Origin of the sequence: Candidatus Dactylopiibacterium carminicum, from assembly GCF_014736495.1 — a bacterium.
Lineage (GTDB): Bacteria > Pseudomonadota > Gammaproteobacteria > Burkholderiales > Rhodocyclaceae > Uliginosibacterium > Uliginosibacterium carminicum.
In genome coordinates, this window is the sequence record NZ_MDUX01000005.1 from 49,002 (window position 1) to 67,269 (window position 18,268).

General features: G+C 62.2%; 11 protein-coding genes. 6 read left to right on the top strand and 5 right to left on the bottom strand.

Annotation, left to right across the window (positions count from 1 at the left end):
• The first annotated feature begins 145 nt into the window (after positions 1 to 145).
• On the top strand, positions 146 to 1,402 hold the full coding sequence (locus BGI27_RS02595; RefSeq protein ID WP_095523359.1) for a XylR family transcriptional regulator: 1,257 nt from the start codon (positions 146 to 148) through the stop codon (positions 1,400 to 1,402).
• 609 nt (positions 1,403 to 2,011) lie between these two features.
• The gene (locus tag BGI27_RS02600; RefSeq protein WP_223871557.1) at positions 2,012 to 3,538 is read left to right on the top strand and encodes a glycoside hydrolase family 140 protein; all 1,527 of its coding nucleotides are present in this window, start codon (positions 2,012 to 2,014) and stop codon (positions 3,536 to 3,538) included.
• 324 nt (positions 3,539 to 3,862) lie between these two features.
• On the opposite strand, the gene BGI27_RS02605 is transcribed toward BGI27_RS02600, so the two are convergent.
• From BGI27_RS02605 to BGI27_RS02620, 4 genes are all read right to left on the bottom strand, one after another.
• Positions 3,863 to 4,648, bottom strand: a complete 786-nt coding sequence (locus tag BGI27_RS02605; protein WP_095523361.1) for a transglutaminase family protein — start codon at positions 4,646 to 4,648, stop codon at positions 3,863 to 3,865.
• Between the two features lie 95 nt (positions 4,649 to 4,743).
• Positions 4,744 to 5,691: an alpha-E domain-containing protein gene (locus tag BGI27_RS02610; RefSeq protein ID WP_095523362.1), complete on the bottom strand. Its 948-nt coding sequence runs from the start codon at positions 5,689 to 5,691 to the stop codon at positions 4,744 to 4,746.
• 2 nt (positions 5,692 to 5,693) lie between these two features.
• Positions 5,694 to 7,085 (bottom strand): circularly permuted type 2 ATP-grasp protein, encoded by a 1,392-nt coding sequence (locus BGI27_RS02615; RefSeq protein ID WP_095523363.1) that lies wholly within the window; start codon positions 7,083 to 7,085, stop codon positions 5,694 to 5,696.
• 390 nt (positions 7,086 to 7,475) lie between these two features.
• On the bottom strand, positions 7,476 to 9,182 hold the full coding sequence (locus BGI27_RS02620; RefSeq protein ID WP_095523364.1) for a choice-of-anchor I family protein: 1,707 nt from the start codon (positions 9,180 to 9,182) through the stop codon (positions 7,476 to 7,478).
• Between the two features lie 198 nt (positions 9,183 to 9,380).
• On the opposite strand from BGI27_RS02620, the gene trmA reads away from it, so the two are divergent.
• Positions 9,381 to 10,469: a tRNA (uridine(54)-C5)-methyltransferase TrmA gene (trmA, locus tag BGI27_RS02625; protein ID WP_095523365.1), complete on the top strand. Its 1,089-nt coding sequence runs from the start codon at positions 9,381 to 9,383 to the stop codon at positions 10,467 to 10,469.
• A 347-nt stretch (positions 10,470 to 10,816) separates the two neighbouring features.
• Here trmA and BGI27_RS02630 read toward each other — a convergent pair whose 3' ends face one another.
• The gene (locus BGI27_RS02630; protein ID WP_095523366.1) at positions 10,817 to 11,842 is read right to left on the bottom strand and encodes a LacI family DNA-binding transcriptional regulator; all 1,026 of its coding nucleotides are present in this window, start codon (positions 11,840 to 11,842) and stop codon (positions 10,817 to 10,819) included.
• 225 nt (positions 11,843 to 12,067) lie between these two features.
• On the opposite strand from BGI27_RS02630, the gene BGI27_RS02635 reads away from it, so the two are divergent.
• The 3 genes from BGI27_RS02635 (at position 12,068) to BGI27_RS02645 (ending at position 18,196) form a co-directional block, all read left to right on the top strand.
• Positions 12,068 to 14,080, top strand: coding sequence for a hypothetical protein (locus tag BGI27_RS02635; protein ID WP_095523367.1), 2,013 nt, complete (start codon positions 12,068 to 12,070; stop codon positions 14,078 to 14,080).
• Between the two features lie 136 nt (positions 14,081 to 14,216).
• Positions 14,217 to 16,127 (top strand): ABC transporter substrate-binding protein, encoded by a 1,911-nt coding sequence (locus BGI27_RS02640; RefSeq protein ID WP_095523368.1) that lies wholly within the window; start codon positions 14,217 to 14,219, stop codon positions 16,125 to 16,127.
• 155 nt (positions 16,128 to 16,282) lie between these two features.
• Positions 16,283 to 18,196, top strand: coding sequence for an ABC transporter substrate-binding protein (locus tag BGI27_RS02645; protein ID WP_095523369.1), 1,914 nt, complete (start codon positions 16,283 to 16,285; stop codon positions 18,194 to 18,196).
• Positions 18,197 to 18,268: the final 72 nt, after the last annotated feature.

Sequence of the window (18,268 nt, forward strand, 5' to 3'; positions counted from 1 at the left end):
TACGCCCCGAACTGCTCAAAGCAAGACTGGGCAAGGTTCTCGGTTTGTTAATACCTTTTTACAACTAATATCGGTTGAGCCGGTTTAGCATGAATTGTCAAGTTGGCTGCACCTTTCGCCATTTCACGTACTTTGTTCCTGCGACATGCCCAAGCTCACAGATCTTGCCGTCGATCCACAGGTGGGAGTCATCCCGAAGAGGTGCCGCCGCGCTTGCCATGGGCTGACGCAGTCTTTCCGTGTGGTCCTGTTGCTCAAGGCGAAAGGGCGTTATGGTCGCAGCATCATCGAAGGAGTCTGTGACTATGTGAAGTCGACCCGCTGTGGTTGGGAAGTCCTGCTCGAGGAGGACTTCCGCTCGCACGTGGAATGTATTTCGGATTGGGATGGCGATGGTGTCATTGCCGACTTCGACGATCCCGAACTGCTCGACCTGCTTGTGGGTGGCCATCTTCCGGTGGTGGGAGTCGGCGGCTCTTACCAGAGCAATGCGGCGTACCTGAAAGGCATTCCTTATGTCGCCTCCGACAACCCAGCATTGGTCAGGATGGCGTATGAGCATCTGATCGATATGGGCTTGTCGCATTTCGCCTTTTATTCGATCGTGCCGACCTCCCACAATCGCTGGGCGGGAGAGAGGGAAAAGGCTTTCAGCTGCCTCGTGACGGCAGATCGGCACGAAGTGCTGGTCTATAGAGGGATTCCGACCTTCGCCCCAGACTGGACCACCATTCCCGAAAATCTGGCTGACTGGATCAAGACTCTGCCGAAGCCCGTGGGCATCATTGCAGTCACTGATTCGCGCGCACGACAGGTCATGCAGGCATGTGCTTCATTGGGGCTTTCCGTGCCGGAAGAGGTGGCCGTCATCGGAATTGACGATGACCCTTTGATGAGCCTGCTGAACCGTATTCCTCTGAGTTCGGTCGCACAGGGTACGCATGAGATGGGACGCATCGCCGCCCAGATGCTGCATCGGCGTCTGACCAGCACACTACCAGTCGCGCCTCACCAGACGGTGTTGCCTGAAGGCGTCAACGCGCAAGCATCAAGCCTTCACAAGCCGCTGCACGACCCCTATGTGATGCGGGCGAAGCACTTCATCCGGCAGTTTGCCGCTCAGGGTATCCGCGCCCCTCAGGTTGCGGACTATGTCGGAGTGACCCGCACGACGCTTGATGCACATTTCCTCCGGGAGTTAGGGCATACCGTGCATGAAGAGATCTTTTCCTTCAAGTTACGCCAGTCTCAGATCCTGCTCAAGGCAGGCATGCTGAGCTATTCGAAAGTTGCGCAGTGCAGTGGATTTACCTCGCTTCAGTACATGTATGCCGTATACAAGCGGGAATTTGGATGCACGCCTGTTGAATACCAGATGCGTCATCAGGGGAACTCCCTTTGATAAAGATGCCAAGGGTCTGTTGACTCTGCTGGCCGTGCTCGTCCGAAAGCGCGGACAGGGCAGTATCTGGCAACGAAGGCAGGTGCACGATCATCGCGTGTCTTGCTGGCGCTCTCCTGACAAGGAAAGGCCAGGGGCACAGGGGCATGGCCCAACCCCTTTCGGCCAAGACATGGCCGTCCTCCGGCGCAAGCAGGAATCTAGTGTGTTTTCGAGTGCCTTTGAATCCCCCGTTGACCAGGGGATTCATCCCCCAAGCCGCAGGATCCAGGTGAGCGGCATTAGAGGTCGGGGTGGGGCGGAGTAAAGCTGGGCCGTGGTCGGTTTCAGGACGCAGAAAAGAGCGCCAACAGGCCCCTCCTACTTGCATGGCAACACATCACGCCGGCTGATCGCCGCGGATGCAATTCGCAGCCAGAAAAAACATAAAAGCGATTTGTATGGCAACCGAGCCAGTATTTGGCATGCGTGTCAGGCAATTTTGGGCGCGAGGGGGATTGTTGTCAGGCAGTTTTGGCAACGTCTGGACATATCGGGCGTTTTCAACGTGGAAGCGCCAAGCAATAAATCAAAACCACAACAAAGGAATGATCAATGCGTAATCTGGCAATGCTTCTCTGTGCGGTCCTCACTCTGGGGGCCTGCGGTGGGGGTGGCGACGGCGGAGATGAGGTCGCGTCTTCCCCGCTGCCTGTATCGCCGTCTTACTCCTGGCCCTTGGAGGTCTCGAGCAACGGGCGTTTTCTCGTTCACTCGGAGGATAACTCCCCGTTCTTTTGGCTGGCCGATACGGCGTGGTTAATGTCTTACAAATTGACCCGCGAGGAAATCAATACGTATCTCGAAAATCGTCGCGACAAGGGCTACAACGTGCTGCAGATCTCGCCCTTGCACAGCATGTTGAAGCCGAACGTTTATGGCGCAACGCCGCTGAAAAAAGGTGATCTTGCCAAGATCAATACCACGCCAGGAAGCGATTTCGGCGACGCAGCCCAATACGATTACTGGGACAATCTCGATTACCTGATCGATAAGGCTGCCGAGTACGGGATTTACGTGGCCATCGTGCCGATCTGGGGCTCCAACGTCGTCGCCACCACGTCAAGCGCCAATGTTCCTGTTGTGGTCACGGTAGATTCCGCCACGGCGTATGCCAAGTTCCTCGCGGATCGCTACAAGAACAGGCCCAATATCGTCTGGTTCGTGGGCGGTGACCAGAAGGGGAGTATCCGGAGTGAGATCTGGGATGCGATGGGGCAGGCGTTCCGCGACAACGACCCTAATCACCTGATCTCCTATCACCCGCGTGGCCGCTGGAATTCCTCGGAATGGTTCCACAACAAATCGTGGCTCGATTTCAACATGTTCCAGTCGGGGCACCGGACCTATGCGCAGGACACACCGGAAAACAATCCGGGTGAGCATAACTACGGCGAGGACAACTACAAGTATGTGCAGGCGGACTACCTCTTGTCGCCCGTGAAGCCGACGCTCGATGTGGAGCCTTCCTATGAGGACTACCCCAAGGGGATCAGCAAGAATACCGATGGCACGCGTTGGCAACCGGAAGATGTACGCCGTTATGCCTACTGGGCCGTGTTTGCCGGTGCCTTCGGCCACAGCTATGGGCACAATTCTCTGATGCAGGTCTACCGCGTGGGCGATGGAACCGATGGAGCCTTGTTCTCGGCAGACGATTTCCCCCGTGATTACTGGAATGTAGCGCTGGAGGCGGCGGGTGGAGTGCAATTGCCGATCCTCAAGAAACTCATGCTGTCGCGCTCATACCTGACCCGTGTGCCAGACAACAGCATGGTGGCCGACCAAGGGACGCAATACGACTACGTTGCGGCAACCCGAGGCGAAGGCTACGCATTCTTCTACACGTACACCGGGCGCAACTTCACGGTCAATCTTGGTGTTATCGAAGGTACCCAGGTTAAGGCGACATGGTTTGACCCGCGTAGCGGCCTGACTCAGGTTGCCAGTGCCTCCGGCAATGCCACGGGCATTTACGCGAATACCGGCACGCAGACCTTCGACCCGCCGGGAACGGCTGCGTCTGCCGCACCGACGCGTCCGGCCGGATTGGCCTATGGCAATGACTGGGTACTGATCCTCGACAGCGTCAAGTAAGCAGGCAGGGTTCAGACGTTCTTGCAAGGGGCTTCCCTCGCGAAATGCGGGGAAGCCCTTTTTGTATCCTTCCTTTACGGTTTTCTGCTTGTACAGTCACACAAAGTGAGACCGTCCGAAGTGTTCTGCGCAATGCTTTAACGCCGGGCTAGCACGATGCTTCTGTCCTTCAGGACAGTATTCCGGTTCGCCACCGGTTGATAGCGGAAGGCGGCGTTTGAGTGTGCATGCTAATGGCCTGCTGAAGCGCCGCTTGTGGAGCCTGTGTACGGTGCCTGCCGGCTCACGTCGTGATGGAGCGCTTACCCATCGTGTCCCCAGTAATCACATCATCCGCACCGTCACCCGAACCTCTTCCTGGCCGCCCCCTTGATGCATGCTGCGCATCGGGCAGGCGTCGAGATAGTCGCGGCCGACGGCAAGGCGGATCTGGTGGCCGCTGGCGAGTTCGCCACGGCGGGCGTCGAAGCTGACCCAGCCGCCGGCGGCTTCGAGCCAGATGCCGGCCCAGGCGTGTTCGCGCACGCGTTCGCCGAGCTGGTAGCCGCTGACGAAGCGGGCGGGCAGGCCGACTGCACGGCAGGCGGTGAGCAGCACATGGACCTGGTCGGGCAGGGTGGCTGCCTGGCGGGTGAAGCTTTCGGCTGCGCCGCGCAGGGGCTCGCCGCCGGAGGGCGTGGGGCGCAGATGAGCGCGCAGGGCTTCGAGCAGGGCGAGCACGTCGGCGATGTGCTGTGGTGCCCGGCCCAGGTGCGTCCGGGCGAGTGCGGAAAGTGCGGCATCGGGCTGGGTGAGGCTGGTACTGGCAAGGTAGATCGGCAGTGTCAGGCCATCGCAGTCGGTGCCGATCAGGGCTTGTCCCTGGTCCGGAATCTCGACTTCGCCGGTGACCACGATGCGTACATTTTCGTGGGGTGCGGTGAGGCTCAGCAGGTGCGTGGTATTGCCCCAGGCATCGACGCTGCGGCTGCTGCGCGCCGGGGTGTTCACCTCCCAGCGTGAGATCTTCACGCCTCCTTCTTCCCGCGGAGTGATGCGCAGCTTGCGGATGGAGTAACTGGCCGGGCTGTCATAGTGGCAGCGGGTTTCGTGACGGATGCTGTACTTCATTTCGAAACCTCCGGTTGTTCAGGACAGGGCAACCAGGACTCAGGATTGCGTGCATTCACGCGCCTGCAAAGCTGGCGAAAATGCTGCCTCGGACCTCAGGTTGTAACAGGTACCAGGAAGTCGCTGGCGATGCGGTTGCCGATGTCGTTGATGCGGATGATGAAGCGGGTCAGGTAGCTGTGGACGCCCGCTTCCAGCACGTCGTCGATGCGGCCGTAGCGCAGGCTGGAGGCGAGCTCGCCGGCACGGCGTTGGGTTTCGTCCGAACGCGTGTTGGCGACTTCGTGCAGGAAGCTGAGCATCTCGTCGGTGCAATAGGCGAGCGAGCGGGGCATGTCCCGCCGCAGGATCAGCAGTTCGGCCACGCGCGAAGGGGTGATCTGGTCGCGATAGACCTTGCGGTAGATCTCGAAAGCGGACACCGAGTGCAGCAGTGAACTCCACTGGTAATACTCGCCGGCATCGTTGCGGCGTGGCGCTTCGTTGATGAAGTTGTACTTCACGTCGAGGATGCGGGCGGTATTGTCGGCACGCTCGATGAAGGTGCCCAGGCGCAGGAAACAGTTGGCCTCGTCGCGCATCATGGTGGCGAAGGAGACGCCGCGGAACTGGTGCGAGCGCAGTTTCACCCACTCGAAGAAGGCATCCAGTTCGTCGGCGCCCATGCGCGCGATGTCGAACTTGCCCAGATCGAGCCAAGTGGCGTTGATGGTTTCCCACAGTTCGGCGGTAAGCGTGCCGCGCACGGCGTGTGCGTTTTCCCGCGCGGCGCGCAGGCAGGAGTAGATGCTGCCGGGGTTGGCGCGGTCCAGTGCCATGAAGTGCACCACTTCGGCTGGCACGAGCTTCTCGCCGTGCGTGTTGAAGTAGGTCTGCAGCAGCCCGATGGAGTCCAGCGTTTCGCGCCACAGGCGCACGTTCTCGCGGTCGCTCTGAGGCATCAGCAACATGCGGTTGTTCACGTCCAGCATGCGCGCGAGGTTTTCGGCGCGCTCGACGTAGCGGGCCATCCAGTACAGGTGATCGGCGGTACGCGAAAGCATGCTCAGTCCTCCAGAACCCAGGTGTCCTTGGTGCCCCCGCCTTGCGAGGAGTTCACCACCAGCGAGCCTTCCTTGAGCGCCACGCGCGTGAGCCCGCCCGGCACGAAGCGCACTTCGTGGCCCGAGAGCACGAAGGGGCGCAGGTCGATGTGGCGCGGCGCGATGCCGGTATCCACGAAGGTGGGGCAGGTGGAGAGCGAGAGCGTGGGCTGGGCGATGTATTTCTCGGGGGCGGCGAGGATGCGTTTGCGGAAATCCTCGATCTCGGCCTGGGTCGATGCCGGGCCGACCAGCATGCCGTAGCCGCCAGCACCGTGAACTTCCTTCACCACCAGCTCGGGCAGGTGCGCCAGCGTGTAGGCGAGGTCGTCAGGCTTGCGCAGCATGTAGGTGGGCACATTGTTGAGAATGGGCTCTTCGCCGAGGTAGAAGCGCACCATGTCGCCCACGTACGGGTAGATGGATTTGTCGTCCGCCACGCCGGTGCCGATGGCGTTCGACAGCGTGACGTTGCCGGCGCGGTAGGCCGAGAGCAGGCCCGGCACGCCGAGCATCGAATCTGGGCGGAAGGCGAGAGGGTCGAGGAAGTCGTCATCGATGCGGCGGTAGATCACATCCACGCGCTGCGGGCCTTGTGTGGTGCGCATGAAGACCTGCTCGTCGCGCACGAAAAGATCCTGCCCTTCGACGAGCTCCACGCCCATCTGCTGGGCGAGGAAGGCGTGTTCGAAATAGGCGCTGTTGAAGCTGCCCGGCGTGAGCACGACCACGGTGGGATCGAGTACGCCCTTGGGCGCCACGGCACGCAGGGTGTCGAGCAGCAGGTCGGGATAGTGCTCGACCGGGGCAACGCGGTTCTTGGCGAAGAGTTCGGGGAAGAGCCGCATCATCATCTTGCGGTTTTCGACCATGTAGCTCACGCCGGAGGGGACGCGCAGGTTGTCTTCCAGCACGTAGAACTCGCCCGCGCCAGCCCGCACGATATCCACGCCAGCGATCGCCGCGTAGATGTTGTTGGGCACATCCACGCCTTGCATCTCGGGGCGGTACTGCGCGTTGGAGATCACCTGTTCGGCTGGAATGCGGCCGGCCTTCAGGATCTCCTGGCCGTGGTAGATGTCATGGATGAAGGCGTTCAGCGCCTTCACGCGCTGGCGCAGGCCATCGGCCAGCGAGCGCCATTCATGTGCGGGGATGATGCGCGGGATCACGTCGAAGGGGATCAGGCGCTCGGCGCCGGCTTCGTCACCGTAGACCGCGAAGGTGATGCCGGAGCGCCGGAAAAGTGCGTCGGCCTCGTGGCGCTTGCGCCCCGTGCGCTCGGCGCTCATGCCGTCGAACCAGTCCACGTACGCCTGATAGTTCGGACGCAGCTCGCCGCTGGCGCTGCTCATCTCGTCGTAAAACCGCGTATTGCCTGCCCGGGTCGGGAATTGCTCTTTTGTATCTTTTGTCGGGGCCACGCTGATCTCCTGCTGGCTGGGTGCCGTCGGTGGACAGGCTGTCTTTGCGAGAAGCGTGCTATGTACGCGCAAGCCGGGTTTTGTGTTCGCCCGTTGATGCGCATGCTCCGTCGTGGTGCATGCCGGCAGGATGCCGCTCAGGCTGGTGCGGTCATCGGGGGCGTCTCTTCCCGACACCGATCAGGGGAGGCAGGTGGAGGCAAAGGTTGGCGTTTCAGGCCTTTTGTGGGGCACCCGGTGAGGACGGGGGATGCAAATCGGCCGACGGCCAGTCCCGGGAGGACTGGTCGTCGGCCGATGTTGTCTTTTCCGGAGCGACGGTCAGTAGCTCAGGTCGATCTGGTAGATCGCGGTGCTGCCGCTGGTTTCGTTGCCGACGATGAGCAGCGGCTTGCCATTCGGCGAATCCGCCGCCGGAACCACGGCCAGGCCTTCGGGGCCGCGGTCGCCGGTTTCACCTGCGCGCGGATTCACGTAGGTGACGAAAGCGGGGGCGGCAGGCGTGGTGATGTCATACACCATCACGCCGCCTACGCGCTCGAGGCCGATGAAGGCGTAGGTCTTGCCACCGAAATGCCCCAGTACCACGCCTTCAGGTTCGGGGCCCTTGGCCGTGCTGCGTGCATCCAGCTTGTCGTTGTCGTTGCTGGCATTGAAATTCACGTTGCTCAGCGCCTGGGTGCGTTGCTCGAATTCGTCGCCGGAGTCATAGACCTGTCTGGCATCGGTCTTCCAGATCGAGAAGGAGCGTGCTCCGAAGGAATACAGGGCGGTGCAGGTGCCGCTGGTGTCCTTGCCGGTGTCGATGCTGCCGCCGTTGTAATTGGCGGTGATCTTGAGGCGACCCAGATTGCTGTCACGGATCGCGTTGGCGGCATCGGCGAAAGCCGTGGCATCCAGGCTGTCGCAGTGCGCACGCACGCGAACTTTCTCCGCGAATCCGTCGTACTCGCGGGCATCGCCCTCGTTGGCCGTCACCAGGTAGGTCTCGCCGCCCACGGTGTAGGAGGCGATGGCGTCCGGCATGTACATCCCCTTCACAGGGACCGTGCGGATCTTGATGGCGGGCGTGCCGTTGTTGGTGTTCTCGCCCCCATCTTCGTCGCTGACGTCCATGCCGTTGCCGGCGAGGCTGTGGTCCTTGAGGCCGAAGGGGCGGATCGCGGTGATGGTCTTGCTGGCGATGTCCAGTTCGGCCACGGCATTGTTTTCCTGCAGCGTGATCCAGGCCTTGCTGCTGTCCGCAGCAACGGTGATGTACTCGGGCTCGAGATCCTGCGCCACGCTGGCATTCGGGCCGAAGATGCGTACGCCGGCAGCGCGCAGGCTGTCGATCTGGCTGTTGTAGGCCGTGAAGCCGGCTTGTGTGGCGGTCATGCTGACGCTGGTCACGGTCGGGCCGAGAGGGCCTAGCGCGATCACGCTGATCGAACCTTCCGGGTCGATGGAGTCCGACTGGTCGTAGCTGCTCGGTTCGCCTTCGTTGGCCACCAGCAGGGTCTTGCCGTCGGGCGTGAAGGTGAGCATGTCGGGCAGCGCACCGACGCTGGCAGTGCCGAGCGTGACGAGGTCCGAGGCTCGGAGCAGGGCGGCGATGCCGTTGCTGGTTTTGGGGTTGGCTTCGATGGTCAGCGCCACCACGCCATCATGCACGGCGACGCTGTTGACGCCGCCCAGGCCGCTGCCGAAGCTGGCCGTGCTGATCGAGCTGATCAGTGTGGGGGCGGTCGGGTCGGCAAGATTCAGTACGTCCACCGTGCCCAGCGCGCCATTCACCACGAACAGGCGTTTGCTCAAAGGGTCGTAGGCGGTGATTTCCGCCGAGCTTGCGCCGCCATCGTGCTGGAAGCCGCCAATCTTGCTCAGCGTCAGCCCCGTAGGCGTGGGTTCCACGCTGCTTGCAGAGCTGCTGGAGGCGCTGCTGCCTGACTGTGTCGTGTCGCTGTCCGAGCCACCACAGGCGGCAATGAGGATTGCGCTGAGGATCAGCGAGCCGGCGAGGGCTGCGCGGAATTTAGGTTTGTTCATAGGCTTTGCGGTCCATGCGGCCTTGCCTTCAAACGCATGACCGTGCCGGGGCGCCCCCGTCTTGTCCTGCGCGTGCCTGCAAAGCCGCATCCGTAGTGGAAGGGAGTCCCGGATTCTCGTTGCGGGGTGTGACATCCCCATGACGCCGCTGCCGGGTGCGCTATCCTTGCGCCCCCAATACGCAGTAATCGTCCGTTCATGTCCCTGCAGCCCGACCCCGCGCAATACGAATCGCAGCTTGCGATCAAGCTCGCTGCCTTCGAGGCCGACTTCGTGCCTTTCGGCGTGCCTGCGCCTGCGGTGTTCCGTTCCGCGCCCTTGCATTTCCGCCAGCGGGCGGAGTTCCGCATCTGGCATGAGGGAGATGCCATCGCGTACGCGATGTTCGATCCGGCCGAGCCGAAACGCCCGGTGCTGATGGAGGACTTTCCGGTGGCTTCCAGTGCCATCTGTACGCTGATGCCCCGATTGCGCGCGGCGCTGCAGGCGGATGCCGAGCTCAGGCGCAAGCTCTTCCAGGTGAATTTCCTCAGTACGCTTTCCGGCGAGATGCTGGTGACCCTGCTCTACCATCGCAAGCTGGAAGCCGCCTGGGAAAAGGCTGCGCGTGCCCTGGCGGCGGAGCTGGGCATCCTGCTGATCGGCCGTAGCCTAAAGCAGAAGATCGTGCTGGCGCGAGACTGGGTGCAGGAGGAGTTGCTGGTCGGTGAGCGCCGTCTGCGTTATCAGCAGATCGAAGCTTCCTTCTCGCAGCCGAATGCTGGCGTTTGTCAGCAGATGCTGGGCTGGGCCTGCGAGCAGGCGAGCGGTCTGGGAGGTGACCTGCTGGAGCTGTATTGCGGCAACGGCAATTTCACCGTGGCGCTGGCGCCACAGTTCGGGCGTGTGCTGGCAACCGAGATGAGCAAATCCTCGGTGCGTGCGGCCAGTCACAATCTCGCCGCCAATGGCGTGGACAACGTGACGATGGTGCGCATGGCAAGCGAGGAGATCAGCGATGCACTGGCGCGTGTGCGGCCCTTCAATCGGTTGCGCGACGTGGATCTGGACAGCTACCGCTTCTCCACGCTGTTCGTCGACCCGCCGCGTGCCGGGCTGGACGATGGCACGGTGGCATTGGCGCGCAACTTCCGGCACATCCTCTACATCAGCTGCAATCCGCAGACCCTGCGTGACAACGTGGCTGCGCTGGCCGACACCCACGCGATCAGCACCGCCGCCGTGTTCGACCAGTTTCCCTATACCCACCACCTGGAGTGCGGGCTGCTGTTGAGCAGAAGATCCTGAACGATCCTCGCCAATGCGCCCCGGATTCCGGCCTGCATCCGGGCTATGGACCCACGGTGTGGTAAGCGGTGCGCATTGCGCACCTACATAACCATGCATCCTGCCATCCCGTAGGGTGCGCACCGCGCACCACCGATATTGGTTTGCAAGCTCCGGCTGACGAACCGCGAAGACGCGACGCGCGGGCCCGGGCTCACCGCGTACGGCGCCAATCCCCGTAGGGCGTCAATGAGCGCAGCGAATTGCGCCGTAGGTCACCTCTTGCCCCCTCCTTACGGCGCAATTCGCTGCGCTCATTGACGCCCTACTTTCGCAAGCTGGGGCAGACGCGATGCGCGGGCCCGGGCTCAGGTGCTTTCGCGTTGTACCAGCTGGTGCCTCAGCGGCGGCAGTTCGATGTGTGGCGGCTCTTCGCCGTACAGCGCAGCAACCTCGCGCACCAGTGCCAGTACCGCATGTTCGCCGTGACGGTGCTTGTCCTGGATCACGGTCGTCAGCGGCGGATGAAAGCAAGCGCTTTCGAGAATATTGTCGAAGCCCACCATCGCCAGATCCTGCGGCACCGGGATACCACGACGGTGCGCCGCAAGCAGAGCGCCCAGCGCCATGCGGTCGTTGCCGACGAAGACGGCATCCAGGTCCGGTACGCGATTCAGCAGACGTTGCATGGCGGCCTCCCCCGAGAGGGGAGACCAGTCGCCCGCCTCGACCCAGGCATCCAGTGCGGGCAGGCCGGCTGCTTCGAGTGCCGTGCGCCAGCCCCGGATACGCTCGCGTGCTACCCACCAGCCTTGCGGCCCGCTAACGTGGCCGATGCGTGTGCGCCCGGCCGAGATCAAAGCCTGCGTGGCGACAAAGGCGCCCTCGGCGTTGTCGAAACTCACGGTACTGATGCCCGGACGCGGTTCGGTGGACATGAACAGCACCGGCACACCGATGCGGCGCAGCCGCTCGGCATTGATCCAGTCGCTGCGGCCGTCGGCATCCGGGATGGCCCACAGCACGCCGTCGATTTCCATGTCGGTGAGGCCGAGCAGCAGTTTCTCGACGGTTTCGGCGCTGGGGTTGGCCAGCGTGCGCAACATCAGCGAGTAGCCCAGGGCCTGTGCCTGTTGCGCTGCGCCCTGGTAGAGCTCGGTGGCGAGGAAGCCCGTATTGGAGCCAACTACGGCCAGCGTGTGGCTGCGCCCGTGGCAGAGCGTGCGGGCTGACACGCTGGGGCGATAGCCGAGCTGCTCGATGACGGTCAGCACATGCTGGCGGGTTTCCTCGGCCACATCCTGGCGACCGTTTACCACGCGTGACACCGTTTGTTTCGAAACCTGGGCGGCCGCAGCCACATCCACGAGCCTGACCCGGCTTTTCTTGAGCACCTTGTTCCCTCTGTTCGTGTTGCTTCAGGCTGGATTGTGCCTTGAGTTGGTTAGGTTTTGGCAAGTGTCGTGCCAGTTGCTGGACAGACTCACTATAAAACTTTCCGTTCCCGGGAACGGTTTTCTTTAAATAGGGTGTAGTATGAAAAAACGGATTCAGCGGGAATGATTGTTGAGAATTGTTCCCGGGAACGAAAGTCTGTAAAAGACTAAAGAAAGTGAAAAATGAGCACCCAAACGATATTCAGCGACCATTTCGACGCGTTCCGCATCGGCCCCTTCCCTTATGACCCGAAACACTCGGCCATCGGCGAGTATCACTACTGGCCCACCGAGGGCTTCAAGGGTGCCTGGCACGACCCCGTCGTCTGGTATGGCTGGCTCGGTCCGAGCTGGATCGTCACCGAGAACGAGGGCGCCAAATACATGGAGCAGACGCGTCTGCAAGTGGCGATCACCGACCACTGGCCGACGCTCACCGCTGGCGAGACCAGCTGGCGCGACTATACCGCCGGCGTGACGATCCGTCCGCTCGCCACCGATTCACACATCGGTCTTGCCTTCCGCTACGTTCATGCACGCAGCTATTACTTCCTGGGATTCGAAGGAGGCCAGCTCCGCTTGCTGCGCCGCGACCAGGAAGTGGTGCATGAATTGGCTTCAGTGCCCTGCGCCATCGACAGCGACACCCATTACCGGTTGGAGGTTCGTTGCGAGGGATCGCGGCTTGTGGGTGTCCTCGACGGCGTGGAGTATCTCGCCGTCGAGGACAACGCCCTCGATGCCGGCAAGGTCGCGCTGATCGCCCGGGTGCCTGCGCAGTTCACGGCCGTGGAGGTCGGCATGGGGCCGGCTGCGCATCAGGCCTGGCTGACTGCCGAAGCGCAGGCTGCATGCGAGCTCGCCGAGCTACGTGCGCACTATCCGCAACCCCGTCTGTGGAAGACCATCGACCTGCAGGATTTTGGCACCGGGCGCCAGATCCGTTTTGGCCACCTGACTGGCGACGGCACGATGCACATCGTGCTCGCCCAGCATCAGAAGCGCGGCTACAAGGATGCCTATGCGCACATCAGCTGCCTCACCGCCATCGATCTCGATGGCCGGGTGCTGTGGCAGATCGGCACGCCCAGTACCGAGCCGGATCACGCCATCGTCTCCTGCGACCTGCCGCTCCAGCTCCACGACATCGATGGCGACGGCGCCGACGAGGTGATCGTTTCGCGCGACTTCAAGCTGATGATCCTCGACGGGGCGACGGGCAAGGTGCGCCGCTCCATTCCCACGCCGCGCTCGGATGTGCCGGATGAATCGCTGCACAGCCTGCCGCACAAGCACTATGCCTTCGATCGCGTGAATATCGATGCCATCCGCATCTGCAATTTCCGCGGGCTGGACAAGCCGCGCGACATTCTCGTCAAGGATCGCTACAGCCGCCTGTGGGCCTATGACGATCAACTGAATCTGTTGTGGCATTTCCACGAAGGCATCACCGGCCATTTCCCCTATACCGCCGACATCAATGGCGACGGGCGTGAGGAAATGTTCGTCGGCTACCACCTCGTGAATGCCGATGGCCAGTTGCAGTGGACGTTGCCTGTGCCGACCGACCACACCGACGAAATTCTGATCGGTCGCTGGAATCCTGCCTGCCCGGCAGAGCAGATCGCCATCGCTTCAGGGGACGAAGGCTTCATGATCGCCAGTCTGGAAGGCGAGATCCTGGTGAAGGAAATGATCGGCCACGCCCAGCGCATCAGCACCGGCAACTATCGGCCGGATCTGCCCGGGCTGGAGCTGAGCGTGACGACCTATTGGGGCTACCAGGGAATCATCTATCTCTACGACTGCGAGGGGAATTTGCTGCACGCGTTCGAGCCCACCAGCAACGGCAATCTGATCACCCCGGTCAACTGGACCGGCGACGGGCACGACCTGCGCCTGCTGCATGGCAACCGCGATCACGGCGGGCTCATAGATGCTTGGGGACGCCGCGTGGTGGTGTTCCCGGATGACGGTCACCCGGATCTGTGCGCCGAGGTGGTCGGCCTCACCGGTGACGCACGCGACGAGATCGTGCTGTGGGATCAACGCCGGATGTTCATCTACACGCAGGATCGGCCCGCCAAGGGGCCTGTCTGCACCCCGAGGAAATATCCCCATTACAACGCCTCGAACTATCGCGGCGAATACCACTATCCGCAGCCTGTCGCGGGCGAGGCGGAGGCCGGGTCGTGAGGCCTGACCCGGTTGTTGTGCGGCCCGCGGACGTATTGCATGGGGCGAAAGCAGCCTGAGAGCTGTGCCCGAGCTGTCTCCGGCAGATCAGAGAGGCCGGAGACCTGTTCAAGCATCGACAACAAAGGAGACGTTCATGAGCATCATCCGAACACAGGGCGTGGCCCTCGGGCTGCTGGGCTGTCTTGCACTGTCCGCACCCGCACTGGCCTACCAGGAGGCGCCGCTGCTCGGGCAGCGTGTGAAGGCCGGCGAGTTGCCCGTACTGGCCAGCCGCCTGCCGGCACAACCCGAGGTCGTCAAGCCGCTGGACCGCGTCGGTAGCTTCGGTGGCACCTTGCGCACCGCGATCCGCGCCAGTGGTGACCACAACGCCATCCTGCGCCTGGTGGGCAACCAGGGGCTGCTGCGCTGGAGCACGGACTTCAACGATGTGGTGCCGAATGTGGCCGAGAGCCTGGCGATCAATGCCGACGCCAGCGAATACACCTTCAAGCTGCGCCGTGGCATGAAGTGGTCCGACGGCTCGCCCTTCACGGCGGATGATGTGCTGTTCTCCATGAAAGATCTGATCGGCAACGAGGAGTTCATCTCCAAGCCGCCCTCGGCCTACGTCACCAACGGCAAGTTCGCCGAAATCACCAAGATCGATCCCTATACCGTGCGCTTCAAGTTCGCCGCGCCCTACCTGGCGTTTCGCGAAGCGCTGGCGTTGCCGGTGAATCAGCATCCCACGCTGTATCAGAAAAAGTACTGCTCGCAATTTCACCCGAAGTACAACCCGAGCGTGAGCCAGCAGTTCCGTGGGGCCAACGTGCAGGACTGGGCGGCGCTGATGCGCATCAAGTGCGGTGACATCGAACTGCCCACGCGCTGGGGCAACGTCGAGCGGCCCACGCTGGATCCGTGGATCATCAAGGAAGCCTACGGCGGTGGCGTGACCCGCGTGATCATGGAGCGCAACCCGTATTTCTGGCAGGTCGATACGGCCGGCAACCAGCTGCCCTACATCGATACCCTGCACATCGCCATCATCTCCGAGGTGGAGGCCATCCTGCTGGCGGCCATCAGCGGCCGGCTGGATTTCCAGCACCGCCACATCTACGCCATCCAGAATCGTCCCGTGCTGGCGGAAAACCAGCAGAAGGGCGGCTACAAGCTGATGTCCTTCACGCCGTTGGGCGCCAACTCGGTCGGCATGTTCTTCAACTACAGCACGAAGAATCCGACCCTGCGCAAATACCTGCGGCAGAAGGATTTCCGTGTCGCCTTGTCCCTGGCCACCGACCGCAAGGAGGTCAACGAGATCGTTTTTCTCGGTCAGGGCGCGCCCTGGCAGATCGGACCCGCCAAGGAGTCGAAGTGGTACAACGAAAAGCTGGGTACGCAATACACCCAGTACGACCTCAAGACCGCCAACGAACTGCTCGACAAGCTCGGGCTCGCCAAGCGTGACAGCGCTGGCTTCCGCCTCTATCCCGAAGGTGGTCGGGTATCGGTCAACGTGATCGCTTCCATCCAGCTGGCACAACAGGTCGAAGCGCTGGAGCTGGTGGGCAGGCAATGGGCCAAGGCTGGCGTGGAGCTGGTGATCCAGGCATCCGAACGCTCGCTGTTCTACGACCGTGCGCTCAACAATGAATACGACATGAGCGTCGATCTCGTTGCTGGCGGCCTGGACATCACACAGAACCCGCGCGCCATCCTCGCCGTGCATCCGCAGGAGTCTCGCCAGAGCCTGCCCTGGGTGCAGTGGTACAGCTCGGGGGGCAAGACCGGCGAAGAGCCTACCGAGAGCATGAAGAAGCGGCTGGCGCTGTATGACCAGTGGAAAGCCGCCAGCACCCAGAGCGAGGCGGACCGGCTATTCAAGGAGATTCTGGCGCTCGCGGCCGACGAATTCGAGGTGATGGGGCTGGTGAAGCCGCCACGCGATCCGGCGATCCGCAACACCAAGCTGCTCAACGTGCTGGAGAACATGCCGGCGGGATGGAGTTATCCGACTCCGGCGCCTGCATTGCCGCAGACCTGGTTCTTCACCCGATAGATTTTCAAGTGCTGTCCCTCCCCTGAAAAAAAGGGTGGCCCTTCGAGGGCCACCCGACAAGCCCGAACCGACACACCCGCATTTCCGTATCCGATGCCGCCATGCGGTACCGGACGGCCTGTTTCACGCATTGACCATAAAGAAGGAGACTGTCCATGAGCTGTACCCGATCAACCGGCATGGCCCTGGGCCTGCTTGCCAGCCTCGCGATTTCCGCGCCGGCCCTGGCTTTTCAGGAAGCACCGATGTTCGCCGCCGGTGTCAAGGCGGGCAAACTACCCGCTGTCGCCAAGCGGCTGCCCGAGAAGCCTGAGGTGGTGAAGCCGCACACCCGCGTCGGCAGCTATGGCGGCGAGCTGCGCACCGCCATGCGCAGTTCCAACGACCACAATTCCATCCTGCGCCTGGTGGGCAACCAGGGACTGGTGCGCTGGTCGCCCGACTTCAACAACCTGCAGCCGAACATTGCCGAGCGCTGGGAACAGAACGCCGACGCCTCGGAGTACATCTTCCATCTGCGCAAGGGGATGAAGTGGTCCGATGGCACGCCCTTCACGGCCGATGACGTCCTGTTCTCCATGAATGACCTGACGCTGGGGGGGCAGTACTACTCCACGCCGCCTGCGGCCTACATGCAGGGCGGCAAGCCGGTGGTGGTCAGCAAGATCGACGAGAACACCGTCAAGTTCAGTTTCAACGGCCCCTACCTGGGCTTCATCGAAGCGCTGGCGTTGCCGATCAACCAGCATCCCACGCTGTTCCAGAAGAAGTACTGTGGCCAGTTCCACCCGGCCTACAACAAGACCAACCTGCAGCAACTGATCACGGCGGACAGCGCGACCGACTGGCGCCAGCTCATGCGCAACAAGTGCGGCGATATCGAACTGCCCTCCCGCTGGGGCAACACGGAGCGGCCGACGATGGATCCGTGGGTGATCAAGGTGCCTTACACCGCTGCGGCCACCGATGTGGTGCTGGAACGCAACCCGTACTTCTGGCAGGTCGATACCGCTGGCAACCAGCTGCCCTACCTGGATCGCGTGCGCTTCCGCGTGATTTCCGAGGTGGAAACCATCCTGCTTGCAGCGATCAACGGCCAGCTGGATTTTCAGCACCGCCACATTTACGCCATCCAGAACATCCCGGTGCTGACGCAGAACGCAGCCAAGGGCAACTACAAGGTACTCGGGCTGCCCACGCTGCAGGCCAATTCCGTCGGCCTGTACCTCAACTTCAGCACCAAGAACGACAAGCTGCGCAAGCTGATCCGCAACAAGGATTTCCGCATCGCCCTCTCCACGGCCATCGACCGCAAGAACATCAACGAAGTGGTGTTCCTCGGTCAAGGCACGCCCTGGCAGATCGGGCCGGTGAAGCAGTCCAAGTGGTTCAACCCGCAACTTGGCACGCAGCACCTGGCTTTCGACGTCAAGAAGGCCAATGCGATGCTCGACAGTCTGGGGCTGGAAAAGCGTGACGACGCCGGCTTCCGCCTCTACCCGGAAGGCGGGCGCCTTTCCCTCGGTGCCAACATCGCCATCCAGCTTGAGCAGCAGATGGGGGCGCTGGAGCTGATCCGCGAACAATATGCCAAGCTCGGCATCGAACTCGTGATCCGTGGCATGGAGCGTTCGCTGGCCGCGGCCCGCACCGCCAGCAATGACTATGACCTGGTCGTTGACGTGGTACCGGGGGGGCTGGACATCACTGCCAACCCGCGTGCAGTGCTGGCCATCCATCCCACCGAGTCGCGCATGAGCCTGGGCTGGGTGCGCTGGTACATGACCAAGGGCAAGGACGGCGAGGAACCTTCCGAGTCGATGAAGAAGCGTCTGGCGCTGTACGACAAGTGGCAAGTGGCAGGCAGCGAGAAGGAGGCCGAGGCCTATTTCCGCGAGATCCTGCAACTGGCGGCTGACGAGTTCGAAGTGATCGGCGTGGTGCTGCCACCGGCATCGCCGGCGATCCGCAAGAACAATCTCGCCAACGTCTTCGATACCATGCCCGCTGGCTGGACCTATCCGACCCCGGCACCGGCACTGCCGCAGACCTGGTTCTTCACGAAGTAGGCATTGCCTGCAGCCGCCCTCCCGACCCGTGTCGGGAGGGCGGTATCACCAACCTTGCAGGGTGCCTGGCGA